The sequence below is a fragment of the Halorubrum ezzemoulense DSM 17463 genome (assembly GCF_002114285.1).
Classification (GTDB): Archaea; Halobacteriota; Halobacteria; order Halobacteriales; family Haloferacaceae; genus Halorubrum; species Halorubrum ezzemoulense.
Genome location: NZ_NEDJ01000056.1, coordinates 1 through 22,701 on the forward strand (window position 1 = coordinate 1; position 22,701 = coordinate 22,701).

The 22,701-nt window shown below is 65.5% G+C and carries 18 protein-coding genes and 4 pseudogenes; 11 read left to right on the forward strand and 11 right to left on the reverse strand.

Translation table 11 applies throughout. The features are described 5' to 3' along the window. From B9H04_RS18170 to B9H04_RS13515, 3 genes and pseudogenes are all read right to left on the reverse strand, one after another. Positions 1-151: pseudogene (locus B9H04_RS18170) on the reverse strand (ISH3 family transposase); the annotation flags it as partial. Positions 152-556: 405 nt separating this feature from the next. Continuing rightward, positions 557-1,213: pseudogene (locus B9H04_RS13510) on the reverse strand (ISH3 family transposase); the annotation flags it as partial. 127 nt (positions 1,214-1,340) lie between these two features. Continuing rightward, positions 1,341-2,045 (reverse strand): TetR/AcrR family transcriptional regulator, encoded by a 705-nt coding sequence (locus B9H04_RS13515; protein WP_049931349.1) that lies wholly within the window; start codon positions 2,043-2,045, stop codon positions 1,341-1,343. Positions 2,046-2,247: 202 nt separating this feature from the next. Between B9H04_RS13515 and B9H04_RS13520 the strand changes: the two genes are divergently transcribed. The 3 genes and pseudogenes from B9H04_RS13520 to B9H04_RS19630 form a co-directional block, all read left to right on the forward strand. Continuing rightward, the gene (locus tag B9H04_RS13520; protein ID WP_394334721.1) at positions 2,248-3,879 is read left to right on the forward strand and encodes a COG1361 S-layer family protein; all 1,632 of its coding nucleotides are present in this window, start codon (positions 2,248-2,250) and stop codon (positions 3,877-3,879) included. 3 nt (positions 3,880-3,882) lie between these two features. Beyond that, positions 3,883-6,354, forward strand: coding sequence for an efflux RND transporter permease subunit (locus B9H04_RS13525; RefSeq protein WP_085682789.1), 2,472 nt, complete (start codon positions 3,883-3,885; stop codon positions 6,352-6,354). Positions 6,355-6,651: 297 nt separating this feature from the next. Next, positions 6,652-6,732: pseudogene (locus tag B9H04_RS19630) on the forward strand (zinc ribbon domain-containing protein); the annotation flags it as partial. Between the two features lie 350 nt (positions 6,733-7,082). On the opposite strand, the gene B9H04_RS13535 reads toward B9H04_RS19630, so the two are convergent. The 3 genes from B9H04_RS13535 to B9H04_RS13540 all read right to left on the reverse strand — a co-directional run bounded on the left by B9H04_RS13535 (position 7,083) and on the right by B9H04_RS13540 (position 8,532). After that, positions 7,083-7,538, reverse strand: a complete 456-nt coding sequence (locus tag B9H04_RS13535; protein ID WP_049931352.1) for a pyridoxamine 5'-phosphate oxidase family protein — start codon at positions 7,536-7,538, stop codon at positions 7,083-7,085. A 125-nt stretch (positions 7,539-7,663) separates the two neighbouring features. Further along, complete coding sequence (locus B9H04_RS18795) at positions 7,664-7,822, reverse strand: DUF7560 family zinc ribbon protein (protein ID WP_007345024.1); 159 nt, start codon at positions 7,820-7,822, stop codon at positions 7,664-7,666. 74 nt (positions 7,823-7,896) lie between these two features. After that, the gene (locus B9H04_RS13540) at positions 7,897-8,532 is read right to left on the reverse strand and encodes a helix-turn-helix domain-containing protein (RefSeq protein ID WP_049931353.1); all 636 of its coding nucleotides are present in this window, start codon (positions 8,530-8,532) and stop codon (positions 7,897-7,899) included. Positions 8,533-8,646: 114 nt separating this feature from the next. On the opposite strand from B9H04_RS13540, the gene B9H04_RS13545 reads away from it, so the two are divergent. The 4 genes from B9H04_RS13545 to B9H04_RS13560 all read left to right on the forward strand — a co-directional run bounded on the left by B9H04_RS13545 (position 8,647) and on the right by B9H04_RS13560 (position 14,255). Beyond that, positions 8,647-9,033, forward strand: a complete 387-nt coding sequence (locus B9H04_RS13545) for a winged helix-turn-helix domain-containing protein (protein ID WP_049931354.1) — start codon at positions 8,647-8,649, stop codon at positions 9,031-9,033. Between the two features lie 134 nt (positions 9,034-9,167). Next, positions 9,168-10,949, forward strand: a complete 1,782-nt coding sequence (locus B9H04_RS13550) for a PAS domain-containing sensor histidine kinase (protein ID WP_049931355.1) — start codon at positions 9,168-9,170, stop codon at positions 10,947-10,949. Between the two features lie 89 nt (positions 10,950-11,038). Then, on the forward strand, positions 11,039-13,201 hold the full coding sequence (locus tag B9H04_RS13555) for an acetate--CoA ligase family protein (protein ID WP_049931356.1): 2,163 nt from the start codon (positions 11,039-11,041) through the stop codon (positions 13,199-13,201). Continuing rightward, positions 13,194-14,255 carry a phosphotransacetylase family protein gene (locus B9H04_RS13560; RefSeq protein WP_085682790.1) on the forward strand — a complete coding sequence of 354 codons (1,062 nt, stop codon included), beginning with the start codon at positions 13,194-13,196 and terminating at the stop codon, positions 14,253-14,255. Before B9H04_RS13555 ends, B9H04_RS13560 begins: the two co-directional genes overlap by 8 nt. Before the next feature lie 107 nt (positions 14,256-14,362). Here the strand turns inward: B9H04_RS13560 and B9H04_RS13565 are convergent, their stop codons facing one another. Further along, positions 14,363-16,171, reverse strand: a complete 1,809-nt coding sequence (locus B9H04_RS13565; protein ID WP_248648647.1) for a hybrid sensor histidine kinase/response regulator — start codon at positions 16,169-16,171, stop codon at positions 14,363-14,365. Between the two features lie 256 nt (positions 16,172-16,427). Here B9H04_RS13565 and B9H04_RS13570 point away from each other — a divergent pair, with 256 nt between their 5' ends. Then, positions 16,428-17,531, forward strand: a complete 1,104-nt coding sequence (locus B9H04_RS13570) for a DUF7139 domain-containing protein (protein ID WP_049931359.1) — start codon at positions 16,428-16,430, stop codon at positions 17,529-17,531. Positions 17,532-17,632: 101 nt separating this feature from the next. Beyond that, positions 17,633-17,815, forward strand: a complete 183-nt coding sequence (locus B9H04_RS13575) for a hypothetical protein (protein ID WP_049931360.1) — start codon at positions 17,633-17,635, stop codon at positions 17,813-17,815. Between the two features lie 51 nt (positions 17,816-17,866). On the opposite strand, the gene B9H04_RS13580 is transcribed toward B9H04_RS13575, so the two are convergent. Continuing rightward, positions 17,867-18,976, reverse strand: a complete 1,110-nt coding sequence (locus tag B9H04_RS13580) for a DUF373 family protein (protein WP_049931361.1) — start codon at positions 18,974-18,976, stop codon at positions 17,867-17,869. Positions 18,977-19,067: 91 nt separating this feature from the next. Continuing rightward, a pseudogene (locus B9H04_RS13585) lies at positions 19,068-19,790 on the reverse strand (DUF6517 family protein). Between the two features lie 125 nt (positions 19,791-19,915). Between B9H04_RS13585 and B9H04_RS13590 the strand changes: the two are divergent. Next, on the forward strand, positions 19,916-20,914 hold the full coding sequence (locus tag B9H04_RS13590) for a radical SAM protein (protein WP_049931362.1): 999 nt from the start codon (positions 19,916-19,918) through the stop codon (positions 20,912-20,914). 170 nt (positions 20,915-21,084) lie between these two features. Beyond that, positions 21,085-21,381 (forward strand): DUF7130 family rubredoxin-like protein, encoded by a 297-nt coding sequence (locus B9H04_RS13595; RefSeq protein ID WP_049931363.1) that lies wholly within the window; start codon positions 21,085-21,087, stop codon positions 21,379-21,381. 37 nt (positions 21,382-21,418) lie between these two features. On the opposite strand, the gene B9H04_RS13600 is transcribed toward B9H04_RS13595, so the two are convergent. Together B9H04_RS13600 and B9H04_RS13605 are read right to left on the reverse strand one after the other, a co-directional pair. Beyond that, the gene (locus tag B9H04_RS13600; RefSeq protein ID WP_049931364.1) at positions 21,419-21,694 is read right to left on the reverse strand and encodes a preprotein translocase subunit TatA; all 276 of its coding nucleotides are present in this window, start codon (positions 21,692-21,694) and stop codon (positions 21,419-21,421) included. 62 nt (positions 21,695-21,756) lie between these two features. Further along, positions 21,757-22,701: Nre family DNA repair protein (locus tag B9H04_RS13605; protein ID WP_085682791.1), on the reverse strand; the 945-nt coding region annotated here is incomplete at its 5' end.

Sequence of the window (22,701 nt, forward strand, 5' to 3'; positions counted from 1 at the left end):
CAGCGGCGTAGCCACGACGCGCCACCCCGTGTTCGTCGTATCGTCCCTGTTGGTAGACGCAGTCGATGAACACAGGGAACGTTACCTTGCCGGCGAGTTCGTGTTCGATCTCGCGGCTCCAGCCTCTGCTGAGTTCGTCTTGGATCGTTTCACAACCGGTGCGAGGCGAATGCCATGGGGCTTGACCCATGGATGAAGCCGACAACTCGTGAACCAAGCCATTAACTCGAAACATCTCAAACAGAGTGATGTGACGGCATACTTCGCGTCTGGCTTAGTCGGCGAAAACAAGCCGGGTCAGGCGCTCTGCCGTGACCACCAAGTAGGAGTGGGAGACTCCGAATCCACGCCCGCGGAGACTCCGAATCCACGCCCGCGGAGACTCCGAATCCACGCCCGCGGAGACTCCGAATCCACGCCCGCGGAGACTCCGAATCCACGCCCGCGGAGACTCCGAATCCACGCCCGCGGAGACTGCGCTCTCTGTGGGTTCCCTTGCGGAATCTGTAAAGCGCGTCGTTGAAACGGGAAGCCTCGGGGCCTGACCCCGAGGCGGTTCACCCCACTTGACGATCGGCATCACGTAGGCGTAGTTGTGCGTGGACAACAGCCCAAGACAGGTACTGTTGTAGAACCCGCGATCGAGATAGACGGCCTTGACGCTGAGGTCAAGGCCGTCAAGGAGCTCGAGAAACTCACCAAGGACGTCGCTGGTGGTGTCGCCAGCGACAAGCTGGCGCACCGCCAGCGTGTACCGTTTGTTGCGTACCCGCGCGTACAGCGTCGCGTACGCGTGAAATGTCGTCGTTCCCCGTTTCGCTTGTGAGGAGTACAGCGCTTCTGTTTCGTCTTCATCGCCGTAGTAGGGGTTGAGGTGGAGGTCTACACAGACCTCCACCGGTCGATCTGGAAGCGTCTCAAGCGCATCTCGTTGAAGTAGCGTGTCGCCAACCGCCTCAACGGAGTCAAGTTCGAACTGCTCGGTGAGATGTTCTCGGACGGTGTTGGCGTGTGGCGAGCCTTCGGTCGTTTCGCAGACGTGATTGATCGAGGTCCTGCCGGCGCTGGCGCCGGCGAGGACCTCGTACAACGTCTCTGTCGTGACCTTGACGTTCTCGTCGATGTCTATCTCAAGCTCTTCATCGAGGCTGTTGACGACAAAATTAAGAAGATGCTCTTCCTCTATCTCGTTGTCTGCTTCGGTAGGTTCCACACTCTTCCCAAGCAGACACTTTCACTCAAACCCGATGTGATCGACTGAGCCTTGAATCTTCCATAACTTGCTTGAACATTATCAAGGAGCGAACGGCGTCAGCCGTGAGCGAGTAGGGTGGGGTAGTTCACCCGCTGTGATCGTCACAAGAAGTCATCGATTCATCTGCGAACAATCCCGTGATAACCGTGTCGATCAGTGCCTCCTCAACCTCATCATAGGTCTCGTTCAGGACGATGGGTGTGTTCTGTGCTTGCGTGACGAACAGCAGCGACCGTAGGAGTCCTCGTACGATATCCGGATCGTCTATCCGGACATCATCGCGCGCAACCCACGCTTCCGGCTGCGGTAACACGCGGAAATCTGCTTCGGCACCTGTGTCGGGTTTGTTGTCGCTATCGCCTTTACTAATCGTGCCCGTGTTATTGTTGTCCCCTGTACTGGTACCATCATCATAGTTTGTTCCATTCAACTGCTCATCGATCCGCCGTATCTCACCCTCCACAAACAGCCTCCGAATAAGAGGGTTCGATCGGACTTGTTTAAGTGTCGTCCGCAGGATCATTTCAGCTTCCGCCTGTGGTGTCTCCACCTCACCGATGACTGCTTCGAGTTGTTCAAATAACTGATCGCGCTCAGAGACCAGCACAACAAGATACAGTTGCTCTTTCGAGTCAAAAAACTGGTAGAACGTACTAGTACCGATTCCCACCTCTTCGGTAATATCATTCACACGCGTTCGATCGAAACCGAACTGCGCGAAAAGTTTGTGGCCCGCCTCAATCAACTCTTCGCGGATACGCTCGCGATCTTCATCGGTAAAGCGCGCCATTATTGCTTCCTCGCGTCAGCTGCGATGGCTTCGTTTTTTCGCTCCATACCGAAATACGAGAGTCCACGAACAAAATGTTTATTGGTTCTCGGGTGAAGTAGTGAGTGTGCAACGAGCTCGCCACTTCTCGCCGAATAGTCCCGCAACGGAATTCCCCCGATCCCGGAGTACAAACACCACGACTATCGAGGTGCGGTAGCGCATGCGGACTCGCCCCCTATCCGTTGTGCTTGTGAGTGTGCTTCTCCTCACTAGTGGTCTCGGCATCGGTGCTGTCGGCGCCGAGCTAACCGGCTCCGACGCCGCACCTAGCATCGGCGTTAGCGCGCCCGCACAGGCCTCGAACATCGGTGGGTCTCCTGATCTTGACGTGTTCGCGCCGAACCCGAACCTCGTCCCCGGCCGGACCAACCAGATCTCCCTCCAGATCGCCAACGACGGAGACCTCCGGTTCGGGAACGCTGCGAACAGCGATCTTGTCACTACGGCGCGCAACGTCCGCGCCGAGGTTGAGGCGAGTGGTCCACTATCTGTCGAGTCGGGCGAGACATCGATCGGCAGCGTGACGACAAGCGCCCCCGGTGAACTACCGGTGAGTCTGAACGTGCCGCAGGGCGTCGAGCCCGGAACATACTCGCTAGATCTAGATCTCACCTACGGCTACATATCCTCCGGCGAGAGCCGAACCGTAACGATCTCCCGCGACGTCGAAGTCCGCGTGCGCGACGACGCCCGGTTCCAAGTCGTTGACATCGACAGCGACGCGCAGATCGGTGACAGCGGCACCGTTGAGGCGACGATCGAGAATGTCGGCGCGGAGACGGCGCATAATGCTGACGTGACTTTTGGGACGCACAGTAATAGTGTCACAGTGAGTGACGGTCAGTCCAACACTGTTCGGATCGAGGAGATCGAACCCGGCGAGACGACATCTGTCGCATACGATGTGGGCGTCGCGTCCGATCTACCAGTCCAGCAGTACACGCTCTCCGGTTCCGTACAATTCGAAGACCCAGACGGGATCACCCGCACCGATGATGGGCTCTCACTCGGGATCCTCCCGCTTGCCGAACAGGAGTTCGCATTCACTAACGTGGAGTCACAGCTTCGCGTCGCCGAGGACGGCGAACTGGTCGGCACCGTTCGCAACGACGGCCCTGTTCCGGCCCGTAGCGTTGTTGTTCAGTACGCCGGCAATTCCCAGAGCGTGATCCCGGCAGAGCGGTCGACCGCTGTAGGGACGCTTGATTCCGGTGAATCCGCGAACTTCACACTGCCAATCTCGATTAGTGGCGAGGCCGAGTCCGGCCTGCGCTCGCTCGATATGGCAGTCCAGTACCGAAACGGTGAGGATGAATTGCGGGCCTTCGAAGACCTCGTCGTCGACGCTGAGGTTGCCCCTGAGCGCGACCGTTTCGACGTTGCGGTCGAGAACCGCACTATCCAGTCAGACGGGACTCGTACCGTCGATGTCACCGTAACGAATAATCTCAACGAGACTGTCAGCGACGTCGAGGCACGGTTGTTCGCCGACGATCCGCTCGATACAGGTGATACCGACACGGGATACGTCCAATCACTCGACTCCGGGGAAACCACCACGATGACTTTCGAGTTGACTACTACAGGCTCTGCAACGCCGGGTAGCACGTACCCAATCTCGCTTGACTTCCGGTACGATGACGCGGACGGAGACAGCCAACTGACAGACACCTACCGTGTCCCGATAGACGTGATCGAGAGTGAGGGCGGCGGACTGCCGCTGCCAGTTATTATTGTCGCGCTGCTTGTCGTTGGGACGGGGGCGCTTGTCGTCTACCGGAGGCGGCAGTAACCGATGTCTCTCGGCGAGCGGATCGAGGCGTGGACACGGCGACTTAACGACGCCATCGTCGACAGCCCGCGCCGAGTCATCATCATATTCCTCGTTCTCACGCTGGTGTTTACCGGCGGGATAGGCCTTGTCAGCACGGACACTGAGGCCACCGATTCGTTCACCGATGGTCTCGAGGAACAGCAGGCACTTGACGCGGTTAACGAAGAATTCGAAGATCCATTCGAATCCGATGATGAGTCTACACAACTCATCCACTCGGGAAGTAACGTTTTGACAAAAGAGGCGTTACTCAGAGACCTCCGGGTCTTAGAGGAGGTTGAGTCACGAGACGACCTCCGGGTAGCCTCGGCCAACGGCCCGGCCACAGTCGTCGCACAGACAATCGACCCGTCGGCGACCACGGCAGCCGAACAGCGGCGCGTCCTGGAGTCGACGAGTGCGACCCGAGTCAGACAGGTCGTTCGCAGCCTCTCAGAAAATCCGCGGTTTACGGGGACGCTCGCGACAGATTTCAACCCGACGAGCGTGAGCGCAAGCGCGTCCATCACTGTCGTCTCACACGATGTTCCCGGAGGATTCTCTGACGCTAACCTCCAAGAGGTTCAAACGACGATCCGATCGATTGCGGCTGATCAGCCAGGGGATCTCACGGCGTTCGGCAGCGGCGTGACGAACGCCGAGACGGCCAACGTCATCGGTGACTCGCTCACTATCGTAATGCCTGTCGTTGTGCTGTTGCTGCTTTTGTTCCTGGTCGTCGCCTACCGTGACCCGATCGACCTCGGGCTCGGGCTGCTGTCGCTTCTGATGACCATCATCTGGACGTTTGGGTTCCTCGGATTCTCTGGAATCCCATTTAACCCACAGATGATTACCGTTCCTGTGCTGTTGCTTGCGGTCGGGGTCGACTTCGGAATCCACATTATCAACCGCTATCGCGAGGAGACCGTCAAGGGGTACGAGGCGACAGAGGCGATGCGTGAGGCGAATAACCAACTGATGATCGCGTTCATAATTGTCACTGTGACCACTGTGTTCGGATTTGGGGCAAACGTAATCTCTGACCTCACGCCGATCCGAAACTTGGGAATCGCCTCGGCAGTCGGGATTACCTTCACTTTCCTGATCTTCGGGTTGTTTCTGCCGGCAGCAAAACTGGTCGTCGACAGACTGCGAGAGCAGTACGGAGTCCCAGAATTCAACTCGGCTCCGATCTCTTCGGAGGACTCAACACTTGGAAAATTCTTGACGTTCCCGGCGCAGGTTAGTCGGTACGCGCCAATCGCGTTCGTGGTCGTGCTGCTCGTGACAGGGGGGATGGCCGCAGCGTACGGCAGCGGCGTCGACACCTCTTTCGAGACTGAGGACTTCCTTCCCCCGGAGGAGCAACCGGACTATGTGACCAGCCTCCCTGAGCCGTTCGCACCGAGTGAGTACACCGTCACTGAGACGTTGAACCTGCTTGAAGATCGCTTCTCGACCAATCAGGACCAAACAGTGAAGTTGTACGTCGAAGGGAACTTCGAAGAGGGCCATGCGCTTGAGGCTCTCGCAGACCCAAACGACGATGCATCAGGCTCACTCGCAGTCGGTGACGGCGGGAGCGCCCAGCCAACAAGTATTGTGACGGTGATCCAATCGCATGCCGAACAGAATCCGGAGTTTGCCAAACTGGTCGCCCGCAACGATATCGACGGAAACGGAATTCCGGATCAAAATCTTGACCGTATCTACGATGTGCTGTTTGCCTCGTCGTCCGGCGATCGGGCTGCGCAGTACCTCACACCGGATCGACGGAGTGCGCAGGTCGACTATGCGATCGACTCCGGGGCCTCGCAGGCTGAGGCCGCGGCCGACACTCGAGAATTCGCTGAAGAATTCCGGTACGAGACGACCGCCACCGGTCAGATCGTCGTATTTGATGCCGTGACTGATATTATCTTTAATTCTTCGATTCAGGGACTAATCATCGCAATTGGGTTAACAGGATTGTTCCTCGTTATTGCCTACGCCGTATTGGAGAGCAAACCGCTCCTCGGAATAGCGAATCTCTTCCCGATCTTAATCGCAATCGCATTCTTACTTGGGACAATGCGATATCTCGGGATATCACTGAACGCGCTGACCGGCACAATTCTATCGATTTCCATTGGGCTCGGAATTGCGTACTCAGTACACGCCACTCATCGGTTCATCGATGAGTACAACGCCGGCGCCGACGCTTACGAGTCGATGATTATCACGCTCTCGGGGACAGGTGGTGCCCTGCTCGGAAGCATGCTCACCACTTCGCTCGGGACGGGCGCGCTCGCGCTCGCCATCACACCCGTGCTTGGGGACTTCGGCCTTTTGATGGCGCTGAGCGTGGTATACTCTTTCGTATTCACAGTGATCGCGCTTCCTCCAGCAGTGTTGTTGTGGGAGCACTATCACGGGATATGGGAAGGGATCAACCTGTCTGTCTCTGGGTGAGATTCAATATTTGCCAGTATTATAATTTTACAAAGTAAGCTACAGAAACAAATCCTTCACCCTCAAGAGGAGAACCGTGTCAGCGGTGATTGAGTAGGGTTGGGAAGAAGTCAGTATATTTTCGACATGTAATTCTAGTCGAATTGTTGCTTGGACAGGTAGCTATCTATCCAGCAAGAGTCACCGGTTGTTGTCGGCGATGCTACTCTGGGGTCTGTACTAGTGTGTACGGTTACCTGACTTGGCATCGGTCCGGGTGCGTCGCCGACACCTTTCGTTTTGATCGAGTAGTGAAATAATGCGGTGAAGAATATCGGGCTGAAGTACCTCTGCGACCAGCAGAAGTCTAGGCATAGAGGCGCATCCGTAGGCGTGTGATTGAACAGCGAGGCGTTGAATGTGAATGGCGGATCCTCGCCTACTACCTTGAGCAATTAAAACGGCAGTCCACGCTGAATGCCACGCTCTTGCGTCTCGTCCGCATACAAGAGCTCTGCTCTTGTGAACACTGTATCCCCTCTCTACTCACTCGCTTCGCTCGTTCGTTGAGGAAGGGGCCTCAGCGCCTCAATTCAGGTAAACTACAATATCCCAACCCAGTGGTGCGGTGCCGTGGGAATCTTTGCGCTTCAGCGCGGGGAGGGTGTCAAACAGCCTGACTTATTCGCTTCCCATGAGACGGCAGAAAAATTAGTTTGGATTATATACAAACCTAATCGGAAAAATCCCTACGCCTCGTCGCGCTCGACAACGACCCTCCGTCCGGTCAGTTCTTGGGGCGCAAAGCGGTAGAGTTCGATGTCGAGGTCCGGCTTGTCGTCGGCCCAGATCTCGAAGAGAGGACGCTGCGTCTCACCGTACTGTGAGATCGTTTCGGGGGTGAGCTCGTCGACGTCGACGCGTTCGAGGGTGCCGACGCCGACGACGCTGGCATATTCGTCGTCTTCGTCCTCGTAGACGACCACGCGGGCCCGCGGCGTCGACGCGAGGAACTCGCGCTTTTCGCTGTCGGGCGTCGACACCAGCCGGAGGTACAACGCGCGCTCGTCCGCGTCGTACCCGTAGGAGATCGGGATCGCGTACGGCGCGTCGTCGCGCGCGAGCGCGAGAACGCCCGTCTCGTGGCGAGACAGGTGTGCGTCCACCTCGGTCGACGACATCTCGACCTCGCTGTTCGTCGGCATATCGAACCTTCTTCCCACGAGTTGATAAAGGGAACGAGACGGCGCGCAGCGCGGGGACAGCGGAGAGGCGTCTCGGTGGTGCGGACGACGGCGGAGGCTCTGCGGCGGTCGCCGGCCGACTCCGTTCAGCTGATCGTCGGCGCCTCGCCGATGTCTTCCTCGGTGACCGGCGCCCCGCAGACGACACAGCCCGTCTCGAGTAGCGTCGCCCGCATCGCGTCGTCCACCTCGATCGAGCGCCGACACTCCGGGCAGACGAAGGTGTGGGTGGATCGCCCCGTCATACCCGTGCGTACGCTCCCCATGCCCATCAAACGGACCTCGGATTCTCGCGGCGTCGGAATGTGATAATCGATCCTTAGTCAAGCAGCGACCGGAACAGCTTCCGCTGGGCGGCGGCAACGTGCTCGGTGAACGTCGACCGACCGATGCCCAGCGACGCCGCGACCTCGCTGGCGTTGGCGCCCTTCGGGTGGTCGAAGTACCCCGCCTCGTAGGCGGCTTCGAGCACCCCGCGCTGGCGCTCCGTCAGTTCGCTCCGGTCGACGGTCACCAAGTCCGACTCCGTCGGCGTCGTCGACGACTGGAGCAGGCGCTTCACCTCCATCTCCGGACACGCGTCGCGGAACGCCTCCAACACCGACCGCAGCGTCGGCAAGTCGCTCGCGTGGAAGGTGACGCGCAGCCGCCCGTCGCGGACCACCGCCTCCGAGACGGGCGTCTCGTGGCGGTCGAGGACGGCGAACGGCGAGTCCGGGTCGACCGCCGCCTCGAACCGGTAGGCCGCTCGGCCGCCGTAGTCGAAGACCACTTCGACTCCCTCGGCGACCGAGAGGTCCGCGTCCGCGATGAACTCCACGACCACTCGCTCGCGGTCGTCGGCGGGCGTACACCGCGTGACGCCCGTGACGGGCGTCGTTCCGTCGACGACGCCGTCGAACGGCGAGGCCGCCGCGGTCGGCAGCGAGACCTCCGCCCGGATTCCCGATCCCATCTCGTTCGTCCGTGCCCGCGCCGGGCAAAAACGTTGGCGGGCGCGCGGTCGGATATAAAACTCCCCGCATATGAGGGGCCACAGTTCGGGAGGCTGTAGCCGTAACGTACAGGTATGAAACGCCCCCCGCGCACGACCGACGCCACGACGACGACCGAGGGAGACGCGGCGCTCGACGCGACGTTCGAGGCGCTCGCCGACGCCGACTGTCGGGCGATCCTCGCCGCCGCGGCGACGCCGAAGACGACGAGCGAACTCGCCGACGACTGCGACATCGCCCTCTCGACCGCCTACCGGAAGGTTGAGCTGCTGAGCGAGACGCCGCTGCTCGCCGAGGGGGTTCGGCTCGACCCGGACGGCGACCACGCCGCCGAGTACGTCCGCGATGCCGCCGAGGCCGCGATCGAGTTCGGCGACGACGGCGTCTCGCTCGCGGTCGACGACGAGGGGGCCGACCCGCTTGCCGCCGCGCTCAACGCCCCCGGCGTCTCGGCCGACTGATCTGCCACGGCGCAACGGATCGGCCTCCCGGAGGTGCGATCAGGGCGCGTTCGCCCGGCGGTTCGTCGGCGACCGTTTTCGCACCTGATAATCACGCGGCCACGCTTATACGCCAGTTCTCGAAGGTGTTCCGTATGTCCCGCTCACCGGAACCCGAAACCCTCGTCGACCTTGCGCAGGACAAGGTCGCGGTGATCGACGAGAAGGGCCGGTTCCGATACCTCAACGCGGCCACCCGCGAGTTGCTCGGGTTCGACCCCGACACGCTCGTCGGGACCGACGCCTTCGACCTGATTCACCCCGACGACGCCGACCGCGTTCGGACGGCGTTCGAGGCCCTCGTCGCCGGCGGAACCGCCCCGGAATCGCCGTTGGAGTACCGCTACGCGACTGCCGACGGCGACTGGGTGTGGTTTCGCACCCGCGTGTTTCCGCCGTCGGAGACCGGCCTCGACGGCTACGCGCTGAGTTCTCGCGACGTCACCCTTGAGGTCGAGTCACGCCGGCGCTTGGAGACGATCGCGTCGACGTCGCCGGACGTGCTCTGGATGTTCAGCGCCGACTTGGAGGACCTGTTATTCGTCAACGGCGCGCTCGAATCCGTGTTCGGGATCGAGCCGGACGCGCTCGAACGGTGCCCGCAGATGTTCCTCGCCGCGGTTCACCCCGACGACCGTCCGGCCGTCGAGGACGCGATGGAGCGGCTCTCCGACGGCGAGCCGACGAACCTCGACTACCGGATCGGGCCGGCCGACGGGCGGACCACCTGGGTCAGGGTGCCCTCGCGCCCCGTGTGGGAGGACGGCGAGGTCGTCGCCGTCACCGGTTTCGCCCGCGATGTCACGGACGAGTACCGCCGCGAGCGTCAGCTCACGGTGATGGACAACCTTCTCCGACACACGATCCGCAACGACATGAACATCGTCGACGGCACCGCGGAGCGCATCGCCGACCGCGTCGAAGACGCCGTCAGCGCGACGGCGACCGAGGAACGCGGTGTCGTTCCCGACGAGTTCGACCTGGCCGAACTCGCCGCCGACCTGATCGACCACGCGGAGACGGTTCGCCGGGTCGCCGACGACCTGTTGACGACCGCCGAGAAACAGCGCGGCGTGATCGACCTCCTCCGCCACCACGAACACCCGCAACCCCTCCGGGTCGCGCCGCTCGTCGAGAGCGCGGTGGCGGACGCCGTCGACGACCGGTCAAGTCCGACCGCGGAGATATCGGTCTCCTGCCCCGGCGACGTGCGGGCGTTCACGCACCCCGAGCTCGACTACGCGATCGCCGAACTGATCGAGAACGCGATCGAACACGCCGAGGCGGCGCCGAGCGTCGAGGTCGAGGTCACCGCGCCCGCCGACCGGGTCAAGATCGCGGTCCGCGACAACGCGCCGCCGATCCCCCCGGCCGAGCGGGACCCGATCACCGACCGGTGGAAGATGGACGACCTCAGACACACCGGCGGGATGGGGCTGTGGCTCGTCTACTGGATCGCCGATCGGTCCGGCGGCGACTTGGCGTTCGACGCCGGCGCCGACGGCAACGAGGTGACGATCTGTGTCCCCGACGCCGACTGTGACCCCGGCGACTCGACGGTGGATCGGACCCATCCGGTCGCGCCGGACGCCCGCCCGACGCCAGCCGGACCGGACGCGGGGGAGATGACGCCGGTCGTCAGTTCGCCACCGTCCGATGTTGAGGTCGCCGAGTCGCCCTCGGCTGACGCCGAGACCGCCGAGTCGCCCCCCTCCGACGCCGGGACCACCCAGCCCGAATCCGAAGCCGGCGGCGCGGAGTCGGCCGATCCGGAGCCCACCGGCTCGGAGCCGATAGACTCCGGCCTCTCCGCGTCCGAGACTGCCGCGGATCTCGACGGCCCCCCCGACTCACCGCCGGGATCCACGAACGGTTGACCGAAACCCGATCGATCGTTCACCGTTGACTCCGATTCCGAAGAACATCCCACCGATCTTAAGCCGTCGCTTCGCGTACTCCCGGGTTGATGGGTACGCTCAACGAGCTGTTCGACCCGGACCGGGTCGCTGTCGTCGGCGCGACCGCCCGCGAAGGGGCCGTCGGCCGCGCCGTCACGTCGAATCTCCTCGACGACTTCGACGGCGACACGGTCCCCGTCAACCCGAACTACGACGCGGTGCTCGACACGCCCTGTGTCGACGACGTCGCCGACGCTGACGCCGATGTCGCGGTCGTCGTCGTCCCCCCCTCGATCGTGTTGGACGCCATCGAGGCGTGCGGGGAGGCGGGGGTCCGCAACGTCGTCGTGATCACCGCCGGGTTCGGGGAGACCGGAGAGGACGGAGCGGCGAGGGAGCGTCGCCTCGCGGAGCTAGCCGACGAGTACGACCTCAACCTCGTCGGCCCAAACAGCCTGGGGATCATGTCGACGCCCTCGGGGATGAACGCCACGTTCGGCCCCGAGAACGCGCTCCCCGGCGGGCTCTCCTTCATGAGCCAGTCGGGCGCGTTCGTCACCGCGGTCCTCGACTGGGCCAACGACAACGGGATCGGATTCAAAGATGTCGTCTCGCTCGGTAACAAGGCCGTCTTAGACGAGACGGACTTCGTCGACCACTGGGGTGACGACGAGGAGACCGATGTGATCATCGGCTACCTCGAGGGGATCGAAGACGGCCGCGAGTTCATCGAGACCGCCCGCGAGACCTCGCAGGACACCCCGATCGTCGCGGTGAAGTCGGGGCGCACGAGCGCCGGCGCGCAGGCCGCCTCCTCGCACACCGGCACGCTCGCCGGCTCCGACAAGGCGTACGAGGCGGGGCTCGATCAGGCGGGCGTGATCCGCGCGGAGTCGGTCGACGAGCTGTTCGACGCTGCGGGGATCTTGGGCAGCCAGCCCCTCCCCGACACCGACAGCGTCGCCATCGTCACGAACGCCGGCGGCCCCGGCGTGATGGCGACCGACGCGGTCGGCGACGCCGACCTCGACATGGCGTCGTTCACAAGCGAGACGAGCGACGCGCTCGCCGAGTCGATGCCCGACGAGGCGAACATCCACAACCCGGTCGACGTGATCGGCGACGCCGACGTCGATCGGTTCCGAGAGGCGTTGGAGATCACGGTCACCGACGACAATGTCGGCGCCGCCCTCGTGTTGGCCGCGCCGACCGCGACGATCGACTTCGACGAGCTCGCGGACGCGATCACCGACGTGAGCGACGAGATGGACGCGCCCGTCGCCGCCTGCCTGATGGGCGGCGACCGCACCCGCGAGCCGAAACAGCAGCTTCAGGCGCGGGGGATCCCCTGCTACTTCGATCCCGCGCGCGCTATCGACAGTCTCGCGACGCTCGCCACCTACCGCGACATCAAGGCGCGCGAGTACGCCGACCCGATGTCGTTCGACGTCGACCGCGAGCGCGCCCGCGAGATCCTCGGAGCGGTGCGCGACCGCGACGACAACCGCTTGGGCGTCGAGGCGATGGAGCTGCTCGACGCGTACGGCATCCCCACGCCCGACGGCGCCATCGTCGACTCGCCCGAGCGCGCCAGCGAGGTCGCCGAGGGCGTCGACGGCGACGTGGTGATGAAGATCGTCTCGCCGGACATCCTCCACAAGTCCGACATCGGCGGCGTCGCCGTCGGCGTCGCGGACGACGACGTGGCCGACACCTACGAGGACCTGATCACCCGCGCCCGCAACTACCAGCCGGACGCGACCGTCCTCGGCGTCCAGGTTCAGGAGATGGTCGACCTCGACGATGGCGTCGAGACCATCGTCGGGATGAACCGCGACCCGCAGTTCGGCCCGCTGCTGATGTTCGGGCTGGGCGGCATCTTCGTGGAAGTGATGGAGGACACCACCTTCCGCGTCGCGCCCGTCTCCGAGCCCGAAGCGCGGGAGATGACCGAGGAGATCCAGTCGGCGCCCCTGCTCCGGGGCGCCCGCGGCCGCGACCCGGTCGACGTCGACGCCGTGATCGAGACGATCGGCCGGCTCTCGCAGCTAGTCACCGACTTCCCGGCCATCCTCGAACTCGATATCAACCCCCTCGTCGCACTGCCCGACGACGACGGCGGCACGAACGCCGCCGCCGTTGACGTGAGACTCACCGTCGACCCGCAGGAGCTCGATCTGGCGGAGACCGAACAACAGCCGCTCGACGCGGAGGAACCCACCAATGACTGACACACCCACCACACTCGTCACCGCGACCGGAGACAGCGCCGGAAAGACAGCGATCACCGTCGCCTTAGCGCGGCTCGCCGCCGACCAGGACAGCAGCGTCGGCTACATGAAACCGAAGGGGACCCGGCTCCAGTCGAACGTCGGGAAGACGCTCGATCAAGACCCGATGCTCGCCCGCGAGGTGCTCGGCTTGGACGCCGAGATGCACCAGATGGAGCCCGTCGTCTACTCGCCGACGTTCGTCGAGGGCGCCATCCGCGGCACCGAGGACTCCGAGGCCCTGCGCGACCGCATTCGCGAGGAGTACGACGACATCGCGGCCGACCACGACCAGGTGTTCGTCGAGGGCGGCGGCAGCTGGACCACCGGCGGCGTCGTCGACCTCACCGACGTCGACGTGGCGGAGCTGCTCAACGCGAACGTCGTCCTCGTCGCCGAGTACGGCTCGCCGAACGACTTAGACGACGTGCTGGCGGCCGCCGACGCGTTCGGCGACCGCCCCGCCGGCGTCGTGTTCAACAAGGTGTCCGACGACGCCTTCGAGTCGCTCGATCAGGACGGCATCCCGTTCCTCGAATCGAAGGGGGTCACCGTGTTCGGCGCGCTCCCGTACGAGAAGGAGCTCGCGGGCGTCACGGTCGGCGAGCTCGCGGACGAGCTCGGGGCCGAGCTCCTCACCGACGCGTCGACCGACGCCTTCGTCGAGCGCTTCCTCGTCGGCGCGATGGGCGGCGACGAGGCGCTCCGCTACTTCCGGCGCGCCCGCGACGCCGCCGTCATCACCGGCGGCGACCGCGCGGACGTCCAGACCGCGGCGCTCGACGCCTCCGGCGTGGCCTGCCTCGTCCTCACCGGCGGGCACCGCCCCTCCGGCGCGGTGCTGGGCAAGGCCGCCGACGCCGGCACGCCTGTCCTCGCCGTGAACACGGACACAGTCACTGCCATCGACCGCGCCGAGGAGGTCGTCCGCGGCGGCCGCACCCGCGACGTTCGCACGGTCGACCGGATGGCCGAACTGCTCGCCGACAACGTTGACGTCGACGCACTCGTCTGAGCGGCGCGCGACGGGGCCGGTCGGGCTAGTCAGCCGTCGACGCGCGCTCCGCGCTACGACGCGTCTCCAGCTTTCGGACGCCCGCCCGGGCGCCCGCGACGCCGGGTCTACGTGTCGAACTGGACCCCGGTGATCTCGAACCGCGCGCCGCCGGACGCGCTTTCGGTGACGGTCACGTCCCACCCGTGCGCGTCCGCGATTTCGTCGACGATCGCCAGCCCGAACCCGGTGTTGTCCGGCACCGTCGAATACCCCGACTCGAACACTGTTTCCTGGTCGTTTGCGACGATCCCGGGACCGTCGTCCGCGACGTAGAACCCGTCCGCGAGGCGCCCGACCTCGACCGTCACCTCCGGACCGACGTGGTCGACCGCGTTCCGGATCAGGTTCTCGAGGAGCTGCTTCAGCCGGCTCCGGTCGGCCCTCACCGCTTGGTCAGCGTCGACGTTCAGCGTCGCGTCGCCGGTTTCGACGCTCGCCCAGCACTGCTCGACTATCGGCTTCAGGAGAACGGGCTCGGCCTCGGTGACGACCTTTCCCTCGCGCGCCAACGACAACAGGTCGTCGACAAGCGCCTGACCGCGTTCGAGCGCACTCTCGGCCTCGACGAGCTGGTCGCTGTCGCACTCGGCTCGGGCCAGTTCGAGCCGTCCTTCGACCACGTTCAGCGGGTTCCGGAGGTCGTGGCTGACGACATTCGCAAACTTCTCTAAGCGTTCGTTCTGTCGCTGTAGCTCTTCCTCGCGTTCCCGCCGCTCGGTGATGTCCCGCGCGATGTGTAACCCGGCGACGACGTCGCCGTCCTCGCGCACCGGCGCCGTGCGTATCTCGAAGACCCGATCCTCGTACGGCACCTCGACGCGCTCGGACCGTCCGGCCAGCGTCGCCTCGTGGATCGCCTCGATCGTCTCAACGAGCTCCTCGGAGAACCGTTCGACCTCGGAGACGCTGTGACCCACGATGTCGTCGGGGGCGGTGTCGAGCGGGTCGAAGCCACCTCCGGAGACGATCTCATACCGAAACTCGCCGTCGACGTAGAAGACGGCGCCGTTCGGAAAGTTCTCCGCGAGCGTCCGGTACCGAGACTCGCTCTTCGCGAGTTCCTGTTCACGCTGTTTCCGCTCGGTGATATCGGTGATGAACCCCTCCAAGGCGTCCAGTTCGCCGTCGTCCGCGTACACGCCCCGTCCGCGCTCCCACATCCACTTCGTCTCGCCGCCCTCGGTGATGATTCGGTAGGTGACCTCGAAGGTGTCGCCCGCGGAGAGTTCCGCTTGGACGGTCGCCCACATCTCCTCTCTGTCATCCGGGTGAAGGATGTCGTCGCCCCAGACGACCCCGCCGTCGCCTTCGATCGCGCCGGCGCTGTACCCGGTGAGGGCCTCGACTTCGCCCCTGACGGTCTCCATCGGCCACTCCGGTTCGTTCCGACATCGGTAAACCATCCCCGGAAGGTTGCCGATGAGCGTCTCTAACCGCCGCGTTCGATCCGCCGCGATACGCCGCGATCGGTGCGCCTCGACGGCGTTCAGGATCCGGTTGGCGAGGAGCGCGTACTGATCGGCGTTCCCCTTCTTCTGAATGTAATCGGTGACGCCGGCCGAGATCGCGTCGCTGGCGACCTCCTCGCTTCCCTTGCCGGTGTGGAGAATGAACGGGAGGTCGGGGTGATCGTCGCGGACGGCCTGGAGGAACTCGATCCCGTTCCGGCCCGGCATCTCGTAATCGGATATCACACAGTCGAACGCCTCGTCGGCAAGCCTCGCTGATCCCTCGGTCCCGCTCGGTACGATCTCGACGTCGAACCGGTCGTCTTCGCGTTCGAGAAAGGTCGCAGCCATCTCTGCGAACTCCGGCTCGTCGTCGACGTACAGGACGCGGATCGGTTCGGTTATCGGCTCCATCTGTGCTACCAATTGACGAATGATCGCGTCTGGAGGTGATAAATCCGGTGGCAACACTCGCATTTCACACGTTCAGTCGCCGATACCCCGCCTATCCGGCGGTCGCGTATCGACCCACGCTCGACACCCGACCGCGCGCTCTACACAGGGGCCGGATCCGCGAGCGGTCGCCGCCGTCGGTCGCCCGCATGTGCGCCCCGCGCCCTCGCTCGCTTCCGCGGGTGATCGTCTGACGTACTGTGTTCAGGGTGGACGACGTACCCCGCCCATGACCAGTCTCTCGGAAGCGTACGGCGGACGGGGGCACTCCGGGGTCGACCCGCGACGGCTGTACCTCGGCGTGGGGGCGTTCGCCGCGGGCGCGCTGCTCGTCGTCGCGGGCATCCTCGTGGCGGCGGAGGTGGCGGTGCCGGCGGGCTACAGCTCCGGCGCGGCCCGGGAGCTCGGCGGAATCCTCGGCGGCGTCGGCGTTCCTCTCGTGTTGCTCGGCGTGATGGCGGTCCTCCCGGCCGACCGCAACACCTACGCCGCGGCCGTCGTCGGCGCGGCCGTCATGTGCCTCGGCGTGGCGCTGTTCGCGCACGCGTACCCCCAGCAGTGGGTTGGCGGCCCGCGCCCAGAGCTGACCGACCTCACCCTCCCCACCGCCGGCGTCTACTTCCTCGGCGCCGCGACGACGCTGTGGAGCGTTTTCGTCGGCGTCGCCAACTTCAAGACCCGCAACGACCCCGGCGGCACCGTCACGATGGAGGTGACCCACAAGGGCGAGACGAAGGTCGTCGAGGTCTCCCGCGACCAGCTCGGGAGCCGCGGCGGCGTCGGCCTCCTCGGCGGGACCCCCGACGGCGAGATCGAGACGCAGACGAACCGCCCCGACGACGCCGAGAGTGACTCCCCGGGCGCCGCGCCGTCGCGTTCGAGCCCGCCTTCTGGAGGGAACTCGTCCGGAACGCCGCGCGGCACCGACCGGTCGGGCGGAGCGGGAACGCCGAACAGCGACGGAGCGGGAGCGCCGAGCGGCGCCGAGCGGTCGGACCGTCCGGGACGAACGAGTAGCGGGGGGCGCTCCGGGGCGAGCGGTCGCTCCATCCCCGGGTCGCCGGGCGTGAGCGACGGCGGCAGCGCCGACAGCGACATCACCTCGCCGCTGGACGACGCGGGGCCGACGGACGGGCCGGAGTCCCCGACCACGCCGGAGTCCGCGCCCGCGCCCGGCTCTCCCGCGGCGCGTGACGGGCCCGGAGACGCCTACTGCGGCAACTGCGCGGAGTTCGACTACGTCCGGACCGACGACGGGATGCGCCCCTACTGCGGCCACTACGACGAGCTGATGGACGACATGGAAGCCTGCGACGATTGGACGCCGCGATAGTCTGCCACGTCGTCGCGAGCGCGCTGGCGACACCGAGAGACGGTCGGGTCGGGGCGGTTTCCCGACAGAAGAGCTAACTTGCGGAGCGTCGAGCGGACCCCATGGACGACCGCCGTACCCTCCTCGTCGCCGGATTCGTCGGAGCGTCGCTCTCGTATGTCTTCAACGTCCTCGCGTTTACCGGCGCGTTCGACGTGTTTCGCTGGGTCGTGTTCGCCGCGCTGTCCCTCGGGTTCACGTACGGATTCGACCGATTCATCGGCTGGCAGACCGCCCCGGCCTGACCTGTCCGACGGCGGGCGCCGCGGCTCGCCCTCGGCGCCGCCGTGGCGGCATCACACCGGTTCGGCCGACGGGAGTTGTGACTCGGCGACCGCGAACGCGAGCGTGCTCAACACGCCGATGAGCGTCCCCGCCGCGAGCGCCATCGCCAACTCCGAGAGCCCGAGCGCCGTCACGCCCGGCGCGTCCGGGAGGAAGAACCCCGACACCGCGAACAGCACGACGGCGATGGAGACCACGTAGAAGGGGGCGTTGAGGTAGCGCCACCGGAACCGGCCGGCGAGGTACTCGTCGGTGATCTGCCCGAGGCTGGAGGTGACGCCCGCGACGCCGAGCCACTGGACGAAGCCGTGGACGAACGCGGCGAGGGTGGTGCCGGCGGCGAGCGAGCTCCCCTGAACCCCGCCGACGGCGTCGACGGTCTCGACTCCCTGTACGCCGCCGACGACGACCAGCGCGAGCGCGACGACGTAGGTGACGAGGGTCACGCGGCCGGTGTAGAGGACGTTCCGGACGCTCTCCGCGGCGCCGTCAACGCTGTCTTCGAGCCCCAGCCCGCGGAACAGCGAGTAGAGCCCCACCGCGCCGGAGAGGATCCCCAGCACGGCCGCCCCCGCCACGTCGAAGAGGTTCGCGACCACGACGAGCGGGTAGATCAACAGCAGGACGCCGAGTGGAATGAGGATCGTGCCGCGGGTCTCCGGGTCGGCGAGGACCTGCTTGATCGTGTAGTACAGCGACTCGAGGTCCTGCGCCTGTCTGACGACAACGCGCCGCATCCCGTCGATCGGCATCCGCGACCGGATCACGGGGAGGACCGACTCGTCTTGTGCGCCGTCGGTGATCACGACCGCGGAGACCTCCTCGCTGGTCGACAGCTCGGCGAGCACGCGGTCGACCTCCTGGCCGACCGCGCGGTTCGCCTTCACGTCGGGACCGTCGACACCGGTGACGGCGGCGACCTCGACGGCCTCGCCGTCGGCGGCCAGCTCATCGTGGACGTTGACGCCTTGGAAGAGGACGTTGACGTCGGAGTCCTCGGGGTCGGCGGTCGCGAGCGCGACCGCGGCCTCGGTGACGTCCTCGTCGCCGATGACGGGCGTGGGGATCCCCGTCTTGCGGCCGAGGTCGTCGTCGAGGTCGACGCAGAGGACGAGCAGCATCGAACGGGGCTACGCGAGGGGACGACATATGTTTTCGGCTCGCGTCGCCCCTCCGCGTCGTACGCGATCCGCCGACTGCGTCGCCTCGCCGTCAGCTCTCGTCGGTCGGCTCGTGTTCGACCCCGTTCATCATCCGGCGGACGTTCTCGCCGTCGCTGAACGCGGCCGGGTACGCCGCCAGCGGGAGGACGAAGTCGTCCTCGACGCCGACCGGTTCGCCGATGTGGAGCTCCAGCTCGGTGGTCACGCCCGTCCCCTCGATCTCCGCGTCGACCGTGTACACGACGACCGCCGTGTCGGTGTCGAGGACGCTCGTCGAGTACTCCGAGCCGCGCTCCAAGTCGCCGACGTTCTCGAAGCGGCTCAAGATGAGCTCGGCGCGCTCGCGGGTTCCCATCTCCGCGATCGGGTTGAGCGCCCGGCCGAGGACCTCTATCTGCGGCGTCGTCACCGCGGCGAACACGGCGGCCTGGTAGCGCTCGCCGAGCAGTTCGACCGCCTTGTCCTACTCCGCGACGGTGTTCGTCACCCGGACCTCTCGGGTCTGTCCGGCCGCCTCGACCTCTCGGGAGATCGTCTCGTCGGACACCTCGTTGAGCTCGTACCCGCTCTCCGAGAGCGTCGCGTCGGCCACCGTCGCGGTGACGGCGGCGAACTCCGCGGGCCCGTCGCCGGTCGCGACGTCGAGCGCGGTACAGCCGGCGAGGCTTGCGAGGCCGACCGCACCGCCGGCCGCGAGCGCCCGGCGACGGGTGACCGCGTCGCTCGCGTTACTGTTCTCCGCGGCGTTCTCGGCGTTCGGGTTCCGGTTCATGGCCGCTACTGACACCGTGCGGGGGTACATACTTTGTGTTCGGTGCCGCTCCGCCGTGCCAACGGCTCTCTCGGGAGCGCGCGGTTCGGACGCTTTTTGAGGCCGCGGCCGGTAGGAGGGAGTAGATGATCTCCAAGGGCTGCGAACAGTGCGCCAAGGGCGGGAAGATGGTGCTTTTCGTCTACGGCTACTGCGACCAGCGGGACTGCTTCTACTGCCCCCTCGGAGAGAACCGGAAGAACGTCACCGACGTGTACGCCAACGAGCGGAAGGTCGAGTCCGACTCCGACGTGATCGAGGAGGCCAAGCGTATGAGCGCGCTCGGCACCTCGATCACCGGCGGCGAACCGCAGGAGGCGATGGCGAAGACGACCCGGTACCTCGAACTGCTGAAAGACGAGTTCGGTGAGGACCACCACACCCACCTCTACACGGGCATCACGGGTGGCCGCGAGAACATGCGCCGCCTCTCGGAGGCCGGCCTCGACGAGATCCGCTTCCACCCGCCGCTGGAGATATGGGGCGACATGCACGGCACCGAGTGGGAGGAGATCCTCCACATCGCCCGCGAGGAGGGACTCACGCCCGCCTTCGAGATCCCCGGCATCCGCGCGGAGCCGGAGTTCTTGGAGTTCTTAGACGAGGGCGCCGCCGAGTTCTGTAACATCAACGAGTTCGAGATGTCCGACGGGAACTACCGCCGGATGCAAGAGGAGGGCTTCGAACTACAGGAGGGCCACATGTCCGCCGTCGAGGGGTCGAAGGACGACGCCATCCTCGAAGAGATGGCGAGCCACGAGAAGGTGTACTTCTGTACGTCGGTGTTCAAAGACGCCGCCCAACACCGCAACCGCCTCAAGCGGATGGCGAAGAACATCCGCCGCGAGTTCGACGAGGTGACCGACGACGGGACGCTCGTCTACGGGAAGGCGTTCGCCGACCCCGAGCGGTTCGAGGCGCTCGGCGTGCCCGAGGAGTTCTACACCGTCAAGTCGAACCACGTCGAGGTCGCGTGGTGGCTCCTCGAGGAGATGATCGAGGACGGCGACCTCGACGAAGGCGAGATCGTCGAACAGTACCCGACCGTCGACGGGACCGTCGTCGAGCGCACGCCGGTCGCCTGACCGGTTCCGCCGACTCCCCACCCCCGCCGCACCTCCTGTTCCGGTTGAATCGCTTGTCCCGCCGGTCCCGACTCCGAGGCAGCGCTCCGGCCCCCTCGCCGCCACTCTCCTCGCTGCGCTTCGTGACATTTGGTACCACACTTATGTACTACCGGCACTTATTGCCGCGTATGGCCTCGGAAGAACCCGTATTCGCCGACGTGAGCATCGGACAGGCGGTGTACAACGAGGACGGCGAGCGGCTCGGGTCGATCCGCGGCGTCGACGACGACGGCTTCTACGTCGCGTCGCCGTCGAGCACCGACACGCTGGCGCTCACCGACGCCAGGGACGTGTTCGGCACCGCGTACGTGATGTGGCGCTGTTGGGAGTGCGGCGAGATGGGCGAGATCGGCGACCAGCTCCCGGCGAACTGCCCGAACTGCGACGCGCCGCGCGAGCAACTGTACTACTGGGCAGAGGACTGATCGACGCGCCGCGAGTGCGTCGACGCGGCGGCGCCGCTCAGGCCCGCTCGCCCTCCTCCTCGTGCGCCCCGTCATCCACCTTCTCTCGGAGCCGCTCGACCTCCGCTTCCAGCTCCGCGATCCGCTCGGCGTCGGGCCCTCCCGCTCCGGACGCACCGTCCTCGGACCCGTCGTCAGACCGAGTCGTGAGGTAGAGCACCGCTCCCCCGACGAGAACGAGGGGGACCCCGAACAGGAGGACGGCGATTATCAGGACGATCACCAGCTCCGGACCGCCGGGGACGCCGCCGAACGCGAGGGCGAGAGGGACCATACGCCGCCCACTCGGGCCCGCGACTAAAACGGATCGGCGGCGAGGGCCCTTCGCCCGCCGGTTCACTCCGCGTCGACGAAGTCCGCGAGGTTCGCCTGTAGCCCCGCCGCCAGCGTCGACTTCCGGCGGAGCCGGCCGAGCGAGACGGGCAGGTGGTCGGCGATGCCGCGGACCGCCTCGCCGAACGTCTCCGCTGTCCCCCGCTCCCCCTCGAAGGCGTCGCGGACGGCCTCGCGCACCTGCCACACGCCGACCGGACCCCAGTAGTCGTCGGAGACGTGGCGCACGACGAGCGCCTTTGCCTGCCGGCCGCGGTCGTCGAGGTGTTCCAAGACGCCCAGCCGCGCCGCGTAGTATGCGCCCGCCGTCTCCTCGACGTAGCCGGTCCGTCCCTCGCGGCCCTCGCCCGCGGCCGCGAGGTACACCCCTGCTTCGGGGTCCGGGTTCCAGATCGACCCGGGCGACTTCATCTCGACGAGCTCGTACTCCCACCGCCCCGGCACCAAGATCACCCAGAAGGCGTTGCCGAGGTACTCGTTGCGGTGGACCTCGATCCGGTCGACCGCCGGGTTGTCGCGGATCGACCCGCGGAGGAACTGGCCGACCGTGTCGTCGACGGCCGTGATCGACCAGCGCGTCGGGACGAGCCGACGGTTCTCGCCGCGCCCGAGCGCCCCCGCCGAGAGGATCGTGTTGATCTCGTACACGTCGAACCCGCGGCGGTAGAGGTACGTCATCGCCCCCTCCGCGCGCCAGTCGTCGTCTTCGAGCGTCTTCTTCACCGGCCGCGGGACGTGCGGGTTCTCGCCGAGGTCGGCCGTGCGCGCCGCCGCGCGCGGCCCGGTCGGCGTCTTGATGTCTTCCGTGCCGACCTCGAAATCGAGGTCCGGCCGGCCGTCGAGCCCGATTTCCACGTCGACCGGCCGGTCCGCGATGGCGATCTCGCGCTGGACGCCTAGCCAACCGTCCCACGCGTCGTGAACGCTCTCGGCCGGTCCGCCCTCGCC

Bases quoted from the DNA above. Each gene is read 5' to 3' on its own strand.
- B9H04_RS13515 (WP_049931349.1), bottom strand. From the start codon at position 2,045: ATGGCGCGCTTTACCGATGAAGATCGCGAGCGTATCCGCGAAGAGTTG.
- B9H04_RS13520 (WP_394334721.1), top strand. From the start codon at position 2,248: ATGCGGACTCGCCCCCTATCCGTTGTGCTTGTGAGTGTGCTTCTCCTC.
- B9H04_RS13525 (WP_085682789.1), top strand. From the start codon at position 3,883: ATGTCTCTCGGCGAGCGGATCGAGGCGTGGACACGGCGACTTAACGAC.
- B9H04_RS13535 (WP_049931352.1), bottom strand. From the start codon at position 7,538: ATGCCGACGAACAGCGAGGTCGAGATGTCGTCGACCGAGGTGGACGCA.
- B9H04_RS18795 (WP_007345024.1), bottom strand. From the start codon at position 7,822: ATGACGGGGCGATCCACCCACACCTTCGTCTGCCCGGAGTGTCGGCGC.
- B9H04_RS13540 (WP_049931353.1), bottom strand. From the start codon at position 8,532: ATGGGATCGGGAATCCGGGCGGAGGTCTCGCTGCCGACCGCGGCGGCC.
- B9H04_RS13545 (WP_049931354.1), top strand. From the start codon at position 8,647: ATGAAACGCCCCCCGCGCACGACCGACGCCACGACGACGACCGAGGGA.
- B9H04_RS13550 (WP_049931355.1), top strand. From the start codon at position 9,168: ATGTCCCGCTCACCGGAACCCGAAACCCTCGTCGACCTTGCGCAGGAC.
- B9H04_RS13555 (WP_049931356.1), top strand. From the start codon at position 11,039: ATGGGTACGCTCAACGAGCTGTTCGACCCGGACCGGGTCGCTGTCGTC.
- B9H04_RS13560 (WP_085682790.1), top strand. From the start codon at position 13,194: ATGACTGACACACCCACCACACTCGTCACCGCGACCGGAGACAGCGCC.
- B9H04_RS13570 (WP_049931359.1), top strand. From the start codon at position 16,428: ATGACCAGTCTCTCGGAAGCGTACGGCGGACGGGGGCACTCCGGGGTC.
- B9H04_RS13575 (WP_049931360.1), top strand. From the start codon at position 17,633: ATGGACGACCGCCGTACCCTCCTCGTCGCCGGATTCGTCGGAGCGTCG.
- B9H04_RS13580 (WP_049931361.1), bottom strand. From the start codon at position 18,976: ATGCTGCTCGTCCTCTGCGTCGACCTCGACGACGACCTCGGCCGCAAG.
- B9H04_RS13590 (WP_049931362.1), top strand. From the start codon at position 19,916: ATGATCTCCAAGGGCTGCGAACAGTGCGCCAAGGGCGGGAAGATGGTG.
- B9H04_RS13595 (WP_049931363.1), top strand. From the start codon at position 21,085: ATGGCCTCGGAAGAACCCGTATTCGCCGACGTGAGCATCGGACAGGCG.
- B9H04_RS13600 (WP_049931364.1), bottom strand. From the start codon at position 21,694: ATGGTCCCTCTCGCCCTCGCGTTCGGCGGCGTCCCCGGCGGTCCGGAG.